The 17,508-nt window shown below is 38.3% G+C and carries 18 protein-coding genes; 1 reads left to right on the plus strand and 17 read right to left on the minus strand.

What is annotated here, in order from left to right:
• Positions 1 to 8: 8 nt before the first annotated feature.
• The 14 genes from H9650_RS01240 to H9650_RS01305 form a co-directional block, all read right to left on the minus strand.
• Positions 9 to 335 carry a putative DNA-binding protein gene (locus H9650_RS01240; protein ID WP_144538029.1) on the minus strand — a complete coding sequence of 109 codons (327 nt, stop codon included), beginning with the start codon at positions 333 to 335 and terminating at the stop codon, positions 9 to 11.
• Between the two features lie 73 nt (positions 336 to 408).
• On the minus strand, positions 409 to 1,428 hold the full coding sequence (gene ftsY / locus H9650_RS01245; protein WP_151110576.1) for a signal recognition particle-docking protein FtsY: 1,020 nt from the start codon (positions 1,426 to 1,428) through the stop codon (positions 409 to 411).
• 13 nt (positions 1,429 to 1,441) lie between these two features.
• Positions 1,442 to 4,996, minus strand: coding sequence for a chromosome segregation protein SMC (gene smc, locus H9650_RS01250; protein ID WP_191696391.1), 3,555 nt, complete (start codon positions 4,994 to 4,996; stop codon positions 1,442 to 1,444).
• A 3-nt stretch (positions 4,997 to 4,999) separates the two neighbouring features.
• The gene (gene rnc, locus H9650_RS01255; RefSeq protein ID WP_151110581.1) at positions 5,000 to 5,758 is read right to left on the minus strand and encodes a ribonuclease III; all 759 of its coding nucleotides are present in this window, start codon (positions 5,756 to 5,758) and stop codon (positions 5,000 to 5,002) included.
• 177 nt (positions 5,759 to 5,935) lie between these two features.
• Positions 5,936 to 6,172 (minus strand): acyl carrier protein, encoded by a 237-nt coding sequence (acpP, locus tag H9650_RS01260; RefSeq protein ID WP_093263354.1) that lies wholly within the window; start codon positions 6,170 to 6,172, stop codon positions 5,936 to 5,938.
• 115 nt (positions 6,173 to 6,287) lie between these two features.
• Positions 6,288 to 7,034 (minus strand): 3-oxoacyl-[acyl-carrier-protein] reductase, encoded by a 747-nt coding sequence (gene fabG, locus H9650_RS01265; protein WP_151110583.1) that lies wholly within the window; start codon positions 7,032 to 7,034, stop codon positions 6,288 to 6,290.
• Positions 7,027 to 7,977: an ACP S-malonyltransferase gene (gene fabD, locus H9650_RS01270; RefSeq protein WP_144538024.1), complete on the minus strand. Its 951-nt coding sequence runs from the start codon at positions 7,975 to 7,977 to the stop codon at positions 7,027 to 7,029. Before fabD ends, fabG begins: the two co-directional genes overlap by 8 nt.
• Positions 7,970 to 8,965, minus strand: a complete 996-nt coding sequence (gene plsX, locus H9650_RS01275) for a phosphate acyltransferase PlsX (protein ID WP_151110585.1) — start codon at positions 8,963 to 8,965, stop codon at positions 7,970 to 7,972. Before plsX ends, fabD begins: the two co-directional genes overlap by 8 nt.
• Before the next feature lie 15 nt (positions 8,966 to 8,980).
• Positions 8,981 to 9,547 carry a transcription factor FapR gene (gene fapR / locus H9650_RS01280; protein ID WP_144538022.1) on the minus strand — a complete coding sequence of 189 codons (567 nt, stop codon included), beginning with the start codon at positions 9,545 to 9,547 and terminating at the stop codon, positions 8,981 to 8,983.
• Positions 9,548 to 9,644: 97 nt separating this feature from the next.
• The gene (gene recG / locus H9650_RS01285; RefSeq protein ID WP_144538021.1) at positions 9,645 to 11,693 is read right to left on the minus strand and encodes an ATP-dependent DNA helicase RecG; all 2,049 of its coding nucleotides are present in this window, start codon (positions 11,691 to 11,693) and stop codon (positions 9,645 to 9,647) included.
• The gene (gene sdaAA / locus H9650_RS01290; RefSeq protein ID WP_144538020.1) at positions 11,683 to 12,582 is read right to left on the minus strand and encodes an L-serine ammonia-lyase, iron-sulfur-dependent, subunit alpha; all 900 of its coding nucleotides are present in this window, start codon (positions 12,580 to 12,582) and stop codon (positions 11,683 to 11,685) included. The genes recG and sdaAA overlap by 11 nt, the downstream gene beginning before the upstream one ends.
• A gap of 11 nt (positions 12,583 to 12,593) precedes the next feature.
• A complete protein-coding gene (gene sdaAB / locus H9650_RS01295) occupies positions 12,594 to 13,256 on the minus strand; it encodes an L-serine ammonia-lyase, iron-sulfur-dependent subunit beta (protein ID WP_144538019.1) in 663 nt (220 codons plus the stop codon).
• 213 nt (positions 13,257 to 13,469) lie between these two features.
• Positions 13,470 to 15,125 (minus strand): DAK2 domain-containing protein, encoded by a 1,656-nt coding sequence (locus H9650_RS01300; protein ID WP_191696392.1) that lies wholly within the window; start codon positions 15,123 to 15,125, stop codon positions 13,470 to 13,472.
• A 16-nt stretch (positions 15,126 to 15,141) separates the two neighbouring features.
• Positions 15,142 to 15,504, minus strand: a complete 363-nt coding sequence (locus tag H9650_RS01305; protein ID WP_151110589.1) for an Asp23/Gls24 family envelope stress response protein — start codon at positions 15,502 to 15,504, stop codon at positions 15,142 to 15,144.
• A 322-nt stretch (positions 15,505 to 15,826) separates the two neighbouring features.
• On the opposite strand from H9650_RS01305, the gene rpmB reads away from it, so the two are divergent.
• Entirely contained in the window at positions 15,827 to 16,015 is a 189-nt protein-coding gene (gene rpmB, locus H9650_RS01310) for a 50S ribosomal protein L28 (RefSeq protein ID WP_093263405.1), read from the plus strand.
• A 61-nt stretch (positions 16,016 to 16,076) separates the two neighbouring features.
• Here rpmB and spoVM read toward each other — a convergent pair whose 3' ends face one another.
• From spoVM to rpe, 3 genes are read right to left on the minus strand one after another with little or no spacing between them, the layout of a single operon-like run.
• Entirely contained in the window at positions 16,077 to 16,193 is a 117-nt protein-coding gene (spoVM, locus tag H9650_RS20860) for a stage V sporulation protein SpoVM (RefSeq protein ID WP_370455728.1), read from the minus strand.
• The gene (locus H9650_RS01320) at positions 16,186 to 16,842 is read right to left on the minus strand and encodes a thiamine diphosphokinase (RefSeq protein ID WP_151110591.1); all 657 of its coding nucleotides are present in this window, start codon (positions 16,840 to 16,842) and stop codon (positions 16,186 to 16,188) included. The genes spoVM and H9650_RS01320 overlap by 8 nt, the downstream gene beginning before the upstream one ends.
• The gene (rpe, locus tag H9650_RS01325) at positions 16,839 to 17,507 is read right to left on the minus strand and encodes a ribulose-phosphate 3-epimerase (protein ID WP_144538014.1); all 669 of its coding nucleotides are present in this window, start codon (positions 17,505 to 17,507) and stop codon (positions 16,839 to 16,841) included. The genes H9650_RS01320 and rpe overlap by 4 nt, the downstream gene beginning before the upstream one ends.
• Position 17,508: the final 1 nt, after the last annotated feature.

The raw sequence follows: 17,508 nt of genomic DNA on the forward strand, positions 1-17,508 counted from the left end.
CTCGCCTCCTAATCCCATTCTTTTAATTGCTCAATGAGTTGAGTCAGTTCTACTGATGATTTATCTTTTGCTATTTGTAAAAGCTGTTTAATGGTTTCTTGTCGTTTTTCAAACTTAGATAGAAGATTTAATTTATCTTCATATTCTTCTAACATTGCTTCAGTGCGACGAATATTATCATAAACAGCCTGTCTAGAGATATTATATTCTTCTGCAATCTCTCCAAGTGATAAATCATCTAAATAATAAAGCTGCATATAGCTTCGTTGTTTATCTGTCAATAAAGCCTGGTAAAAATCGAAGAGAAAATTCATGCGAGTTGTTTTTTCAATCATGCCCATCTCTCCTTACCATGTGTAATGGTTCATCTTATAGTTTATAAACAGAGTCTTTAACTGTCAAGTAAAATTACTTGTCTTCTGTTGTTTCTTCTAACTCTAAGCCTTCTGCAAATAATCCATATACGTATTTCTCTGCATCAAAAGGCTGAAGGTCATCCATTTGCTCTCCCAGACCAACAAATTTAACTGGAATATGCAGTTTGTTACGAATGGCAAGTACTATACCGCCCTTAGCCGTGCCGTCAAGCTTTGTTAAAACAATTCCGGTAACATTTGTTGCTTCCTTGAAAGTTTGAGCTTGAACAAGCGCATTTTGACCTGTAGTGGCATCTAGAGCTAATAATACCTCATGAGGGGCATTTGGTACTTCTCTTGAAATGACACGATGGATCTTTTCTAATTCATTCATTAAATTGACCTTATTTTGTAGGCGACCAGCAGTGTCACAAATCAAGACATCCGCCTTTCTTGTCTTTGCAGCTCGAATTGCATCATACATAACAGCAGCAGGGTCCGATCCTTCCGCCTGCTTAATAACCTCAACTCCTACACGATCTCCCCATACCTGAAGCTGATCGATTGCGCCCGCACGGAATGTATCTCCAGCAGCAAGCATAACTTTCTTGCCATCATTATTTAATCGATGTGCAAGCTTGCCAATGGTCGTAGTTTTTCCTACTCCATTTACTCCTACAAAAAGAATAACAGTCAACCCATCTTCTTCTAGCTGAAGCTCTGTTAAATCTTTATCTCCAGCTTCATAAATTTCTACCAATTTTTCTGAAATAACCGATTGAATACCAGCTGTATCCTTGATGTTTTTTCGTTGAACTTCAAAGCGGAGTTTGTCCATTAACTCCACTACTGTTTCAAATCCAACATCTGCTTGAAGTAAAATTTCTTCTAATTCCTCAAAGAAATCCTCATCGACCTTACGATACTTTGCTACTAAGTCATTTACTTTAGAAGTAAACTGATTTCGTGTTTTCGATAGACCTTCTTTAAATTTATTGGTAATGGAGACTGTTTCTTCCGCCTCTGGTGTAGAACCTAACATCTTTTCTTTCATTTTTTTAAAAAAGCTCATAGTTAAACTCCTTTTAAGTTACTAATTCTTCTTCTAATTTTACAGAAACGAGCTTGGATATTCCTGATTCCTGCATAGTGATTCCATACAGGACATCCGCTCCCTCCATAGTGCCCTTGCGATGAGTAATAACGATAAACTGCGTATCATGACTAAATTTCTTCAAGTAATCACTATAGCGAGTTACATTAGCTTCATCCAGTGCAGCCTCCACCTCATCCAAAATACAGAATGGAACCGGACGTGTGTGCAGGATAGAAAATAATAAGGCAATAGCTGTTAGCGCACGCTCTCCACCAGATAAGAGAGAAAGATTTTGGAGCTTTTTGCCTGGTGGCTGCGCCACGATATCTATACCAGTATCAAGCATTGAACTAGGATCCGTTAACACTAAGTCTGCCTGTCCTCCACCAAATAATTGTCTAAATACCACTTTAAAATTCCTTTGAATTTCATTAAAGGTAGTTTCGAAACGGATGGTCATTTCTTCATCCATTTCCTTAATGACTTCATGAAGTGTCTCTTGAGCAGAAAGCAAATCTTCCCGTTGTTCAGTCAAGAAAGAATGGCGTTCACTTACTTGTTCAAATTCTTGTATAGACCCTAAGTTAATAGGACCTAACTCTTCAATAGAACGCTTTAACAATTTGACCTTTTTACGAGCAAGCTCCTCATCCATATTAAATGGGTAATCTCGTTTTGCTTCTTCTAAAGTTAATTCATATGTTTCTTCTAGTTGATTTTGAAGCGAGTTAGATTCTACTTCTAGCTTTCCAAGCCTTAATTCTAATGTACGCTCATCATTGGCGTATATATTTACATGCTGCTGAAGTTGCTTTAGATGATTTTCGGAATCATTAACTTTTTGAGAAAGTACTAGTCTTTTCTCTTTGTCAGTTTTGATTTGATCAATTAAATAATCTTTTTTCTCTTTAAAGTTTATAATCATTTGACTGATTTCTTCCGGTGACGGTCCAGACTGATCATCATTTTCAAACCAGCTAATTTCTTTTTCTAATGTACCGATTTTTTGTGAACAAGTTTGAATCTCTTGTTCCAGTTGTTTCTTTTCTTTGTCCTGCTGATTTACTTGTTCATTGACTACAGCAATAGAGGATAAAAGTTCACCAAGCTCATTTTGTACTTGGTCTTTTTCCTGCATCGACTGTTGTTTTAATAATTGCAATTGATCAATTGTTTGCTGAATGGAATTTAATGATTCATTAATTTCTGCACTACGTTTAGCTGTTTGTTCTTTTTTGCGGACTAAATCCTCATGTAGGTGATTTTTTTCAGTCTGCACCTCGTCAAACTCTAATAATCGATTGGTCAGCCGAGAAATAATTGCCACACATTCTCTGTCTTCTGATAAAAGCTTATGCTCTTCCTCGCGCAATGCTTCTCCGGATAGACGAGCTTCCTCTAGCTCTATTTTCAGTTGCTGAACCTGTTGCCTTTTAAAGGAAACGGATTTTTCGGCTTGTAGAACAGATTGTTGTAGCTCCACTAGCTTGTCATTCAATTGTTCTAGCTCAGCTTTTCTAGTAAAGACGGATGACTGCTGCTTCACGGAACCCCCAGTCAAGGAACCGCCAGCATTTACTACATCTCCATCTAACGTTACAAAACGATATCGATATTGTAATCGGGCTGCCATTTCGTTAGCACCCTTTAGATCAGTCGCTATAATGATATTTCCTAGCAGGCTTTCGATAATAATTTTATAATCAGGATTATAATTCACTAGCATATCAGCAGTATTTACAAATGATGGATGCTGTTTAATAGGGGCCAATGCTTGCTCCGTTAATTTACGAGACTTCATAACCTGTAATGGAAGGAAGGTAGCTCTTCCCACCCTTTTCTTTTTCAACCACTCAATTGCCAGTCGAGCATCTTGACTTGTATCTGTAATAATATGTTGCGATTGCTGGCCTATGGCCGTATCAATTGCATTCATATAATCCGATGGAATCTGAATTAGTTCCGCAACTGCTCCATGAATCCCTTTTAGTTCTTTTTTGTCGCGAGCCATCAGTACTTCCTTAACTCCTTGGAAATATCCGGAAAACTCTGACTCAAGCTCCTCCAAAGAGTCTTTTCTTGCCTGCATTTGATGCTTCATTTGATAGGCTTTTTGAAGCATTGACTGTTGTTCTTCATAGGAGGCCTCTAATTTATCAGAGGTTTCTCGTTTAGTTTTAAAGTCTAACACCTTTTGCGCCAAATTCTTTTGACAACTTTCTAGCTGCTTCTCTATCTCTTTTTTTCTATTTGTAAGCTTTTCGAGCTCTTCTTTAATCTCACGGTAATCCTCTACCATTTTTTCTGAAGAAACTAGTTCAAATTGAAGCTGCTGTTCCATATGCTTCATTTCATTTTTCATCGTTGCTTCTTCGTTTAACAAATCAATGTAAGAGCCCTTCAAGTTTTCGATTTCTTCTTCTACTTCGGAGGCCGATTTGCTAAGTACATGGTCTATTTGAAGTTTCTTTGCTCTTAGTTCTTTTAATAATATTTTTTTCTCAGAACTGGATACTACGTTTTCTTCCAATTGCTTTTCAAATGTTTGCAGCTTGGTCTTTTCTTCTTCCAAAGCTCTTTTAAGCTGTGATATTTGTTGACTTGCATTCTGTTTTTTCTCGGCAAGTAGCAGTTTTCTTCCCTCTAAACGTTCTAGCTCAGAGCTTACTTCAAGTAATTCCCCTTGATCTTTATCTAGCTTTTCATCAGTTGTACCAATAATTCTTCTAACAGTAAGAATATCAGCTTCTGCCTCACTAACCTGCGTTAGAAGAAGCTTCTTCTGTTCGTCTATTTGCTGAAGTTGATTATGTAGCTCTGCACTTTCCTGCTTAAAAAGATTTAAATCATGAGCAATGACCGCTATTTCAATATCCTTTAGTTCCGTAGACATCTCTAAATAATCAGAAGCCAATGAGGATTGAATTTTCAGAGGTTCCATTCGTCCATCTAGCTCATGAAGAATATCGAGCACTCGGTTTAAATTGTCATCGGTTTCGATAAGTTTGAATTCTGCTTTTTTCTTGCGTTGCTTGTATTTTAGAACACCTGCTGTTTCCTCGAATATCGTTCTTCTGTCCTCTGGACGACTGTTTAATATCTCATCCACTCGTCCCTGAGAAATAATAGAGAACGCTTCTTTTCCAAGTCCTGAATCCATAAATAAATCTGTTATATCCTTCAATCTACACTGTTGCTTGTTCAGAAGATATTCACTATCACCAGAACGATAAACTCTTCTTGTTACGCTGATTTCAGCAAAATCAAGAGGGACGCGATTATCAGAATTATCTAGTATTAAGGTTACTTCTGCAAAGTTTAATGCCTTTCTAGAATCACTTCCTGCAAAGATTACGTCTTCCATCTTTGCTCCACGTAGCGACTTTGCAGACTGTTCCCCTAGTACCCATCTGATAGCATCCGTTACATTACTTTTCCCACTACCATTTGGACCTACCACTGCTGTTACCCCTGGAACGAAATCTATTCCAATTCTGTCAGCAAATGATTTAAATCCAATAATTTCTAATCTCTTAAGGAACAACGATTATTCCTCCTGTTCTTGATCCTTTATTGCGAGTATCGCCAGTCTGGCAGCTTGCTGCTCTGCCTCTTTCTTAGAACGTCCTATACCGACGCCAAGTTCTTTAGTATTTAAAATAACACGTGAAACAAAGGTACGGTTATGTGCCGGACCTTTTTCCTCTACAATTTCATAGCTAAGTGTACCATTGTTTTTTTGTTGAATTACTTCTTGTAGCTGGCTTTTATAATCCATCACATGCGAAAAAGCACCGACTTCGATTTTAGGAAAGACAATCTTTTCTAGAAAAGAAACGACTACCTCTAATCCCTGATCTAAATATAATGCACCGATAAATGCTTCGAACACGTCTGCTAAAAGTGCCGGTCTTTCACGCCCGCCGGTTAATTCTTCTCCTTTACCAAGCAATACATATTTACCAAATCCTAATTCATTGGCAAATACAACTAAAGAAGGCTCGCATACAATAGCTGCGCGAAGCTTAGTAAGCTGACCTTCACTCATTACCTCATATTGCTGAAATAGGTACTGAGAAACCGATAATTCTAATACGGCATCTCCAAGAAACTCTAAGCGTTCGTTATCGGTGAAAAACTTACGTCGATGCTCATTCACATAGGATGAATGGGTAAAGGCTTGATACAATAATGTCGGATTATTGAATTGGATTTCAAAATGATTTTGAAATTTTTGGAACTGTTGTTTAACGCTTTCTGGGAACCCCGTTTTTTTAGGGTGGTTGTTTTTTCTATTTACTTTCATCCTGATCTGCCTTTCTTACTTAACATCTATCTGTTTAAGTTTACCTGTTTATAAAGCAATGTGCAAAAAGAAATAGAGACGCTTTTTATTCGGAAGAATAAAAAACGTCTCTGTTGCTATTTAACTTTATCCACCTTCGTATATAGAGCAACTATATAAAAATGTGACTATTTAATATTAGCCTTGTTTGCTTTCAATATAGCTAACTGCGCTACCCACAGTTGAAATATTCTCAGCATCTTCATCCGAAATCTCCATATCGAACTCATCTTCAAGCTCCATTACTAACTCAACTACATCTAGTGAGTCGGCACCTAAATCATCACGGAAGGATGCTTCTAATTTTACTTCGCTTTCGTCTACTCCAAGACGATCTACGATAACTTTAGTTACACGTTCTAAAACTGTTGACACATTTGTCACCTCCCCTCAATGATTATACAAAAAACTTCTTGTCTATGAAAGGCTATTTCACATGAAATATAATACATTCTAAATCAGATAGTGCTTACTTAAGTTCCGTCTGGCATTACATATACATGCCGCCATTGACGTGGATAGTTTGCCCAGTAATATAACTAGCATCGTCTGATGCTAAAAATGCTACCGCGTTAGCAATGTCTTCAGGATTACCGAATTTTGCCAAAGGTATTTGGCTAAGCATTTGTTTTTTGATATCTTCAGGTAAAGCATCAGTCATATCAGTTGTGATAAAACCAGGAGCAACTGAGTTAACTGTAATATTACGGGAAGCTAATTCCTTTGCAGAGGATTTTGTTAAACCTATTACACCCGCCTTTGCAGCTACATAATTGGCTTGTCCAGCATTTCCAGATACCCCGACAATTGAAGTTATATTTATAATACGCCCTTTGCGCTGTTTCATCATTTGTCTCGTAACAGCCTTCGTACAGAGAAACACACCTTTTAGGTTTGTATTCAAAACATCATCCCACTCTTGCTCCTTCATACGCATCAGTAGATTATCACGAGTAATGCCAGCATTGTTAACTAAAATATCAATGGAGCCGAAGGTTTCTATGGTTTGATTGACTAAGTTTTGGACATCCTCAGCTTGATCTACATTTGCTTGAATAGCAAAGGCTTCACCACCGCGCGATTGAATTTCTTTCACTACGGCTTCTGCCTTTTCTTTGCTTCCACTATAATTTACCGCTACCTTTGCTCCTTCGCTTGCTAGGTAAAGAGCAATATCCTTACCAATACCTCGAGATGCACCTGTGACAATTGTGGATTTACCATCTAATTTACCCATTGATAACCTCTCCTATTTCAGTAATCGCTTGCTGCATGGAAGCCTCATCATAAACACAATAAGTAGCAACAGAGCGATCTACTTTTTTGACTAGACCACTTAATACTTTACCAGGGCCACATTCGATAAATATATCCACACCAAGATCAAGCATTTGTCGAATAGACTCTTCCCAGCGGACTGGAGAATACAATTGCTCCACTAATAGATCCTTCATATCTGCAGCCTTCTCTACTGGCAAGGCTGTAACATTTGAAATAACTGGAGGTATTGCATCCGAAAGATTAATAGAATCAATTGCTGCATCTAGTTTATGTGCAGCTGGTCTCATTAATTCGGAATGGAATGGCCCGCTTACAGCTAAGGGGATTGCTCTTTTAGCACCTACCTCCTTCGCTTTAGCAGAAGCCTTTTCTACTCCTGCCGCTGTTCCTGAAATAACAATTTGACCAGGACAGTTAAGATTTGCAATTTGCACTATATCTCCATTGTTTGAAACTTCCTGCGTGACCTCTTTTAACAAAGAAGCTTCGAGGCCTAATATTGCAGCCATGGCCCCTTCTCCAGCCGGAACAGCTTCATTCATATAAAGACCACGCTGGTGAACTAGCGAAACTGCATCTTCAAAGCTAAGTGCTCCAGATGCTACTAACGCAGAGTATTCACCTAAGCTATGACCAGCAGTATAATCTGGCGTAATACCTATGTCAATCAGAGATTTTGCAATCATTATGCTTGTTGTTAGTAACGCCGGCTGTGCGTGATAAGTTTTAGTAAGTTCCTCAGCTGGACCATTCAACATGATGTCCGATAGGGAGAACCCTAACTTTTGATCTGCTAGTTCATAAAATTTCTTTCTTTCACTGTTACTTTCGATTAGCTGTTGCCCCATCCCGACCGTCTGGGAACCTTGTCCTGGAAATATAAAAGCTATTTTAGTCATTGGAGGATTCCTTTCGTAATGTTGTGTAGATAATGTCGGAAACATTATTTTCTACCATTGTTCGCGCTTGTCTAATCGCATGGAATACCGCACGTCCATTAGAAGAACCATGTGCCTTGATAACAGGAGCCTTTAAGCCAAAAAGCCCTGCTCCACCATACTCTGAGTAGTCCAATTTATTTTTTAATACTTTTAGTTGATCCTTTACAAGCAATGCTGAGATTTTAGTTTTTGTCGAAGTATTAAAAGCTTCTTTTAATAAAGTAAATATCCCTGCTGCTGTACCTTCAATCGTTTTTAATACCATATTGCCTGTAAATCCGTCTGTTACCACGACATCCGCCACACCATACAATAAATCTCTAGCTTCTATATTGCCTATAAAATTAACAGGGGTCTCGTTCAAAAGTGTAAACGCGGCTTTCGTTAGCTCATTTCCCTTTTTATCTTCCGTTCCAATATTCAAAAGACCAACGCGCGGATTAGAAATCCCACGAACCTTCTCCGCATAGACACTTCCCATTACTGCGAATTGTTGCAAATGTTCGGGCTTTGCATCTGCATTTGCACCAAGATCAAGCATTACAAACCCTTTTCCATCAATAGTTGGTAGAGTAGGAGCCAATGCCGGACGATCTACTTGGTCAATTCTGCCGACTATGAATAGTCCCGCTGCCATCAGTGCCCCTGTGTTACCAGCAGAAACACAAGCATCCGCTTCACCGTTTTTGACCGATTCTGCCATTTTGACCATAGAGGAATTTTTCTTTCTACGGATGGCACGCACTGGCTCATCTGTTCCTTCAATCACTTCATCTGTATGGACAACCTTCAAGCGTTCATGCTTAGTTACAAGCGTTTCTAGTTTATTCTCGTCCCCAAACATTATAATTTCTAGATCGTCGAAAGCCTCTAAAGCTTCATAGACCCCTTTAACTATTTCATGAGGGGCGTTATCTCCGCCCATTGCATCTATAGATATTTTCATTTTTAATCACCTTTTTTAAGTCATAGTTTCTCGATACATATTAAATTCGCCAACAAACACTGTTTCATTTTCTACCTTGCTTGTGACTTTAATAAGTGTGCTATTTTTTTCAGGATCACTGGAAAGAACTACAGCTTTTGCTATAACTCGGTCTCCAGCCTTCACTGGCTGCACAAATGTAATGTTGGATTTTCTCGTTAAAGCCAGCTCATCGTTAATGACCGCGACCGCCAATGAATTTGCTTGGGCAAATAGATGATGTCCTCTAGCTATACCATTTCTAGCAAAAACATGGTCTTGTGTTATATCCAACAAGGATATTGCTTGCTTATCCAAATCTATATCTATAATTTCTCCAATCACTTCATCGATTGGGAGTGATTTAACCTCTTCTTCAAAATTATGAGCAGCTACAGACTTAATTCTCTCACGCAACTCAGGAATGGACAACTCCATTCGATCCAAACGAATAGTTTGCACACTCACTTTAAAGGTAGATGCTAAATTTTCATCCGTTATAAAAGGATTTTTATCTAGAGTTTCTAATAAAAGCCTTTGTCTTTCTTTTTTCGTATATTTCAAGCTATTCACCGCCATTTTAGCACTTGGTACTAATATCAGTATATAAACATTAAAAAAAGAATGCAAGGAATGATTTCACATCATCCATGCATTCTTTTTAGTTAATCCTTTCTCCATCCAATGCTTTTGAATTTATCAGAGTGTTTCGAAGACCTTCCATTTCATCCGATTTCCAGAAATGCTCAGATTCTAGTAGACGTTCTGCATCTATTTTAGCTGTATTTAAAGCTCTATAATCATGAACCAAATCGGCAATTTTGAATTCAGGTAAGCCACTTTGCTTTTTCCCGAAGAAATCCCCAGGTCCACGAAGTTCTAAATCTTTTTCTGCCAAAACGAATCCATCGTTAGTTTCCGTCATAGACATCATGCGTTCCTTTCCTTCTTCTGTTTTAGGATCTGCAAGAAGTATACAATAAGATTGATGCTCTCCACGTCCTACCCTTCCGCGAAGTTGGTGCAGTTGAGCAAGTCCAAAGCGTTCTGCATCAAAAATAATCATGAACGAAGCATTAGGAACATTTACTCCTACTTCCACAACTGTTGTAGAAACTAACACATGAATATTTCCATCCGTGAATTCTCTCATCACTTCATCCTTTTCATCGGAGTGAAGTCGACCGTGCATTAAGCCAACAGTGTAATCTTTACCAAGTTCATATGACATCATATTGTAAACATCGACAGCATTTTGAACGTCTAGTTTTTCAGACTCCTCAATTAGTGGACAAATAATATAGGCTTGTCTACCATTTGCTAGTTCTTTTTTCAACCGACTAATTAGTTTAGGAAGTTGGTCCTCCTTCATCCAATGTGTATCAATTGATTTTCTTCCAGCTGGCATTTGATCGATAATAGAAACATCCATTTCTCCAAATGCTGTTATCGCTAAAGTTCGTGGAATAGGAGTTGCCGTCATAAAAAGTACATCAGGATTTTCTCCTTTTTCCTTTAATACTTTTCTTTGCTCTACACCGAAACGATGCTGCTCATCGGTTATAACCAAACCAAGCTTTTTAAAAGAAACTTCAGGTTGGATTAATGCATGAGTACCTATGAGCAAATCAATATTACCTTCTGCTAAATTTTCCAATACAATTCTTCTTGCTTTTTGTTTGGTAGATCCCGTTAAAAGTGCAATTCTAACTCCAAGCGGAGCGAGCCATGCATCTAAGGAAGCCGCGTGCTGCTCTGCAAGAATCTCTGTTGGCGCCATCAAAGCTCCTTGATATCCAGCAGTAATAATTGCATATAAACAAATAGCGGCCACGACTGTTTTTCCAGATCCCACATCCCCTTGCAAAAGTCTATTCATACGATGTGGCTCCTTCAAATCTCGACAAATCTCATTGACCACTCTCTTTTGAGCATCCGTTAGCTCATAAGGTAAGGATTCAATGAGGATTTTTAATCGGTCATTGTCAAAAGCAATACTATTCCCAACATTTTGCTCTTTTCGGACTTTCTTAATCGCCTGCATTTTTAGTTGAAAGTTAAGTAATTCCTCATAAACAAACCGTCTTCTTGCATTTTTTGAATGATTGGCATCCTGAGGAAAATGTATCCCCTCGAGAGCTTCTACTATTTCGGGTAGTTTATAAGCGGAACGGATAGATTCCGGTAAAGGGTCCATAATATACCCTTTTAACTCATCTAAAGCTTGTCTCATGAATCGTCTGAAAATCTTTTGGCTTATGGACCCTTTTAACGAATAGACAGGTTCAAAATCCTGTTGGTCCGTTTTCGGCCCTGCAGAAAAGGTAGAGACATTAATAACCTGACGCCCTCTGTCCCACTTGCCAGTAACCGTGATTACAGATCCTGGTGTAATTTTAGATTTCAAATAGGCTTGGTTAAAAAATACTGCCTTAATCAGATGCTGTCCAGCCAACAAACGAACCTGCAATCTGGATTTATTTTTTCCTAAAAAAAGAAGAGAAGGTTCACTTTCGACCCTTCCTTCCACTGTTACTCTCTCATTATGAGCTGTTTCTGCTAAGTTTTTTAATCGAAAATCTTCATGTCTATAAGGGAAGGTCATCACTAAATTCTCTAATGTGATAATCCCTAACTCTTCTAACGCCTTAGCAGTCCCACTTCCAACACCCTTTAAAGAGGTAACTAATTCGTCTACCTTATTTTCCACTGCTGACCACAGCCCCACCAAAGATTTTTGCTTCTAACCATTTTCCTGTTGGTGTAGCAGCTAATCCTCCTTGAGCAGTTTCTTTTAATGCTGTTGGCATTGTTTGACCTATTTTATACATAGCATCTATTACTTCATCGCATGGTATTCGACTAGTAACCCCGGCTAAAGCCATATCTGCTGCCACTAAAGAATTAGAGGCACCCATTGCATTTCTCTTCACACAAGGTACTTCCACTAATCCGGCAACAGGGTCACAAACTAATCCAAGCATGTTTTTTAGTGTAATAGCAAATGCTTCTGAGCATTGTGCCGGTGTACCACCAGCCATCTCTACAATAGCGGCTGCGGCCATACCCGCTGCAGACCCTACCTCTGCTTGACAACCACCCGCAGCTCCAGATATAGAAGCATTGTTAGCTACGACAAATCCGAATGCACCTGCAGTAAAAAGATATCGGATCATCTGTTCACGAGTTGGATTTAATTTATTTTTGACTGCAAATAAAGTTCCTGGCACAACACCTGCAGATCCAGCTGTAGGTGTTGCACAGATAGTACCCATTGCCGCGTTTACCTCATTGGTTGCCACTGCTTTACTTACAGCATCCAGCATTAACTCTCCTGTAAGAGAGTTCCCCTTTTGCATATAAGCTTGTAAAAGTACCGCGTCTCCTCCAGTCAACCCAGAAGTTGAATGAACTCCCTTAAGTCCCTTCTCTACAGCTTCTTCCATAACCGTTAGATTACGATCCATTTGTGTTAAAATTTCTTCACGGGTGCGTTCTGTCATAAGAATTTCTTGCTCGATCATTATTTCAGATATCAGCTTATTTTCTTTGTTAGCTCTATCTACTAATTCACGCACATTCCGAAATAAGACTTCCATCGTACCCCTCCTTAATCTACTATCCTTGTAACCTTGGTTATATTCGGCAAGGTCTTAAGTTCTTCTAATATATCCTCGTTCACATTTTGGTCTACTTCAATAACCATCAAGGCCATATTCCCTTTCTCTTTTCGAGAAACCTCCATATGACCGATATTTATATCATACTTTGCCAAGCAATTGGCAACGCTTGCAATACATCCTGAACGATCTTCATGAACTACTAATATAGCAGCTAAGTTGCCGGATAACCTTAATGGAAAACCATTAAGTTCAGTTATTTCTGTCTTCCCTCCACCAATAGAAATACCAACCATCGACATTTCTCGCTCGTCGTCTCCTAACACAATCCTTGCTGTGTTTGGATGCTCGGTATGTCCTGTCTCAGGGATAAACTCATAAGATAAGCCAACTTTTTCTGCATCACTAAACGCAGTTTTAATCCGCTCATCAAAAGTGTCGTAATCAAGTAAGCCGCCGATAATTGCGACATCAGTTCCATGTCCTTTATATGTCTCGGCAAAGGAACCATAAAGATGGATTTTTGCCCATGTAGGTTGCTTTCCAAATAAATCTCTTGCCACCCGCCCTATACGTGCTGCTCCAGCAGTATGAGAAGAGGATGGTCCAATCATAACCGGTCCAATTATGTCAAAAACAGACTTGAATTTCAATTGACAGACCTCTCTTTCATCTTAATAATTCTATTTTACACTTATTGGGATGTTTAAACAAAAGTATTGTACGAAAGAGATACAATACTCACGCTTGTTAAAGGATGATTTTCTACAGACTTTGATGTAAATGTGAGCAATATTTTTTTAATAATTACACCCTCACATCTTAAAAAAACGCGTGGGATTTCTCCCACGCGGAGTTGCTCTTCTTTATTCGACCGATAAGATATATGGATATAACGGTTGTTTACCGTTATAAAGTTCTACTTCAACATCCTCAAATTGTTCTTCGATATAAGCAGCAAACTTGCCTGCTTCTTCTTCAGAAACATCTTCGCCGTATATAACTGTTACTATTTCTGAATCATTATCAATCAATTCATTTGCCAGCTTAGTGGCTGCTTCGACTCTAGAAGGCTGAGAAAGAATAATTTTACCTTCTGCTAAAGACATGAAATCATCTTTTTTAATCTCAACGCCGTCAATGGACGTATCACGAACAGCAAAGGTAACCTGACCAGTTTTTACATGAGAAAATGCTGCAGTCATATTCTTTTTGTTTTCTTCTACACTTGCTTGAGCATTGAATGCCAAAATTGCAGCCATACCTTGAGGAATCGTTTTTGTTGGCACAACAGCTGCTTCTATTCCTAAAACTTCAGCCGCTTGTTCTGCAGCCATTACAATATTTTTGTTATTTGGAAGGATTAATACACGCTCTGCTCCTACCGATTCAATTGCTTTTACAATATCCTCTGTAGAAGGGTTCATTGTTTGTCCACCTTCTATTACAGCTGAAGCACCTAAGCTTCTTAATAATTCTGCAACTCCGGTACCCATTGCAACAGTAACCACTGCATATGGATGCACTTCAGTTTTTTTTACAGCAGCTTCAGCTGAATGGCCTTCACCAACTATTTCCGTATGTTGCTGACGCATATTTTCAATTTTAATTTTGATAAGATCTCCATATTGCTGACCATAGGTCAATACTTCACCTGGAGTTTCAGAGTGTATATGAATCTTAGCAATCTCATCGTCAGAAATTACTAATAGAGAATCTCCATATGCACTTAAATCATTGCGGAAATCATTTTCGTCAAAGGATTTTTTCCCTTCTTCGAAACGAACCATAAACTCCGTACAAAATCCGAATTCAATGTCTGCCGTGTCCATAAATCCTTGAACACTTTTATGATGCTCGGCACTTACCAAATCATCCATAGAGTTACTAACCGTTTTCTCAGGAAGTTCTTCTCCCTTTAAGCTTGCTAAGAAGCCCTCATATACAAATACTAAGCCTTGTCCACCACTATCTACTACCCCAACTTCTTTTAAAACAGGTAATAGGTCTGGAGTTCTATTCAGTGATTGTTTTGCCTCTTCTACAACAGCTGCCATTAGTTCAGGGATATCTGTAACAGTTTCACTAACTTCCACTGCTTTTTTAGCAGAGTCTTTAGCAACAGTCAAAATTGTACCTTCGACCGGCTTCATAACCGCTTTATAGGCAGTTTCCACGCCGTATTGCAGAGCTTGAGCAAATTGCTTCGCATCCAAAGTAGCATATTGTTCAATAGATTTACCGAAGCCTCTGAAAAGCTGAGATAAGATAACTCCTGAGTTTCCCCTTGCCCCCATCAATAACCCCTTGGATAATGCTTGAGCAGTTTTACCGATGTGCTCACTCGTGTGGGCAGCAGTTTCTTTAGCTCCCGAGGTCATTGAAAGATTCATATTTGTCCCTGTGTCACCATCAGGAACAGGAAATACGTTTAATGCATCGACATAGTCCGCGTTTTGAAAAAGATGGTGTGCTCCCATCTTGACCATATCTGCAAATTGATTACCATTGATTGATTTCATTGTTTTCTCTCCTTAATCACACGTTTGCCACGCGAACTCCTTGTACGTAAACATTTACGGATTTCACCGACATACCAAGAGATTTATTCAGTGTATATTTCACTTTGGATTGGACTTGATAAGCGATTTCAGAAATTTTTGTTCCGTAACTCACAATAATATACATATCGATATGTAGATCTACTTTTTCCTGTCTAACAATAACACCTTTAGTAAAGTTTTCTTTTCTTAATATATCTGTTAAACCATCTCTGATTTGATGCTTTGATGCCATACCTACGATACCATAGCATTCAATCGCGGCTCCGCCAGCAATCTGTGCAATTGTATCTTGTGATATATCAATGTGCCCGAATTCATTTGTTAATTCTATTGACATGTTGAAACCTCCCAAGTCCTTTTTGACTATCCCTTATTGTACTACACCCTTTAAAATTATAAAAGACACGTTTCTATTCGTCTACTTTTTGCATAAAGTGTAATTAGATTGCCATTTCGTGAAAATACAATTCCTGATACTATAGTAACTATGTAAAGACCATTACTGCAAGTCAAAGCCAAACCAACTTTTCTATTTTATAGTGTAAAGGTTTTTTTCTTGATATACTTGCTTATCAAAAGAGACTGTGGTAAATTATTAAAGTATGTGAAATATCGAACTGAAAAATCTTTCAGCTTCTTTTTTAAAGGAGGAAATTATAATGCCAAAAGTATGTGCAATCACTGGGCGTAAAGCTCGTTCTGGTAATGCTCGTTCTCACGCAATGAACGCTAACAAGCGTACATGGGGGGCAAACCTTCAAAAGGTCCGTATTCTTGTAGACGGTAAACCTAAACGTGTATGGGTTTCTGCTAGAGCTTTAAAATCAGGAAAAATTGAGCGCGTATAATCGCTCTCATAGTTAATGCCAGGTTGACTATTCGTCGACCTGGCATTATTTCTGTCTAAAACTATTTTTTCTCCTCGTCCTTTTTAAACAGACGAATACAGACCTTCATAATACTACTAACAGATTTAGGTAATTTAAAAGTGTAGACCTTCACACATATTTCCTCCCTTTTAGTCACTGCTTCTTATCATTAAACATATGCCCGACTCAAAGGAGATAGTACTTGTTCGTTCTACTTGTTCATTACTAGTAAACTTTGCATTACCATAATTAACTACTTCATTTTCTACATTGTATAAGAAACCATCAAGATTCACGTTCTCAATTTTCTCACCAAAAGGATAGAGGGAAATATATTTGTATTCTTCCTGTTTTTGGATGTAATGAGTACCAGGTAGTAAAAATTGAAGTTTATTTTTATTGTTTTGAATATAAAAGGATACTTTTGGATATCGTATTTGAAAGTAATAAACGTCATGTAAAGCAGCTTGATAGTGATCTAAGCGTGCGCCACTTGCACCAGTTAAAATGACTTCGGTTGGATTATATTTCATAGCCTCTAATAACGCTAAGTGTGTATCTGTCTCATCCTTATCCGTTGGCAAAATAGATATATGAGTTATTTTTTCACGTAAAACGTTCAGCTCTTCCTCGCTAATAGAATCGAAATCACCAATAATCTCATTTGGAATAATGTTAGCATTGATTAAATGAAAGGCACCTCTATCTGCTCCAATGAAAATAGTTTCTTCTTGAAAAAAAGGAAGCTGTCTAAGATCAACAACTTCCTCTAAAGGGCCTCCAGAACAAATGAAGACACGTTTCATCTAGAAACCGCGCTTAATCCAGCAGCTTTAATTCTTTGAAGAGCTTTAGCTTTATCTGGGGCGTTGTATATAGCAGAGCCAGCTACAAGAATAGTTGCACCAGCTTCTACACAAGGAACAATAGTTTCTTCGTTAATACCGCCATCAATCTCTATTTCTATAGAAAGATTTCTTTCCTTGATAATCTGTGAAAGCTGTTTTACTTTCGGTACAACAGAATGAATAAACTTTTGACCACCAAATCCTGGATTCACTGTCATAAATAAAACCATGTCTATATCCTCTAACACATGTTGAATAGTTTCTATTGGTGTATGGGGGTTTAATACGATCCCAGGCTTAACTCCAAAGGAACGAATCAGTTGAATAGTTCTATGCAGATGCGGACAAGCCTCCACATGTACTGTAATATAATCAGCTCCTGCCTTAGCGAAAGCTTCAATGTACTGGTCTGCATTTTCAATCATTAAATGTACATCTAGCGGTAGATTTGTTAGTGGACGAAGAGCTTCCACAACAATTGGACCCATCGTAATATTGGGAACAAAGTGGCCGTCCATCACATCAATATGAATAAGTTCAGCTCCAGCCTTTTCAACCTCTAAAACTTCTTCTCCTAATTTAGCAAAATTTGCGGCTAAGATGGAAGGTGCAATTTTTATCATT

Source organism: Psychrobacillus faecigallinarum (assembly GCF_014836595.1).
In the GTDB taxonomy this organism is placed as follows: Bacteria; Bacillota; Bacilli; order Bacillales_A; family Planococcaceae; genus Psychrobacillus; species Psychrobacillus faecigallinarum.

Bases quoted from the DNA above. Each gene is read 5' to 3' on its own strand.
- H9650_RS01240 (WP_144538029.1), bottom strand. From the start codon at position 335: ATGATTGAAAAAACAACTCGCATGAATTTTCTCTTCGATTTTTACCAG.
- ftsY (WP_151110576.1), bottom strand. From the start codon at position 1,428: ATGAGCTTTTTTAAAAAAATGAAAGAAAAGATGTTAGGTTCTACACCA.
- rnc (WP_151110581.1), bottom strand. From the start codon at position 5,758: ATGAAAGTAAATAGAAAAAACAACCACCCTAAAAAAACGGGGTTCCCA.
- fabG (WP_151110583.1), bottom strand. From the start codon at position 7,034: ATGGGTAAATTAGATGGTAAATCCACAATTGTCACAGGTGCATCTCGA.
- fabD (WP_144538024.1), bottom strand. From the start codon at position 7,977: ATGACTAAAATAGCTTTTATATTTCCAGGACAAGGTTCCCAGACGGTC.
- plsX (WP_151110585.1), bottom strand. From the start codon at position 8,965: ATGAAAATATCTATAGATGCAATGGGCGGAGATAACGCCCCTCATGAA.
- sdaAA (WP_144538020.1), bottom strand. From the start codon at position 12,582: ATGGAAGTCTTATTTCGGAATGTGCGTGAATTAGTAGATAGAGCTAAC.
- H9650_RS01300 (WP_191696392.1), bottom strand. From the start codon at position 15,125: ATGAAATCAATCAATGGTAATCAATTTGCAGATATGGTCAAGATGGGA.
- H9650_RS01305 (WP_151110589.1), bottom strand. From the start codon at position 15,504: ATGTCAATAGAATTAACAAATGAATTCGGGCACATTGATATATCACAA.
- rpmB (WP_093263405.1), top strand. From the start codon at position 15,827: ATGCCAAAAGTATGTGCAATCACTGGGCGTAAAGCTCGTTCTGGTAAT.
- H9650_RS01320 (WP_151110591.1), bottom strand. From the start codon at position 16,842: ATGAAACGTGTCTTCATTTGTTCTGGAGGCCCTTTAGAGGAAGTTGTT.
- rpe (WP_144538014.1), bottom strand. From the start codon at position 17,507: ATGATAAAAATTGCACCTTCCATCTTAGCCGCAAATTTTGCTAAATTA.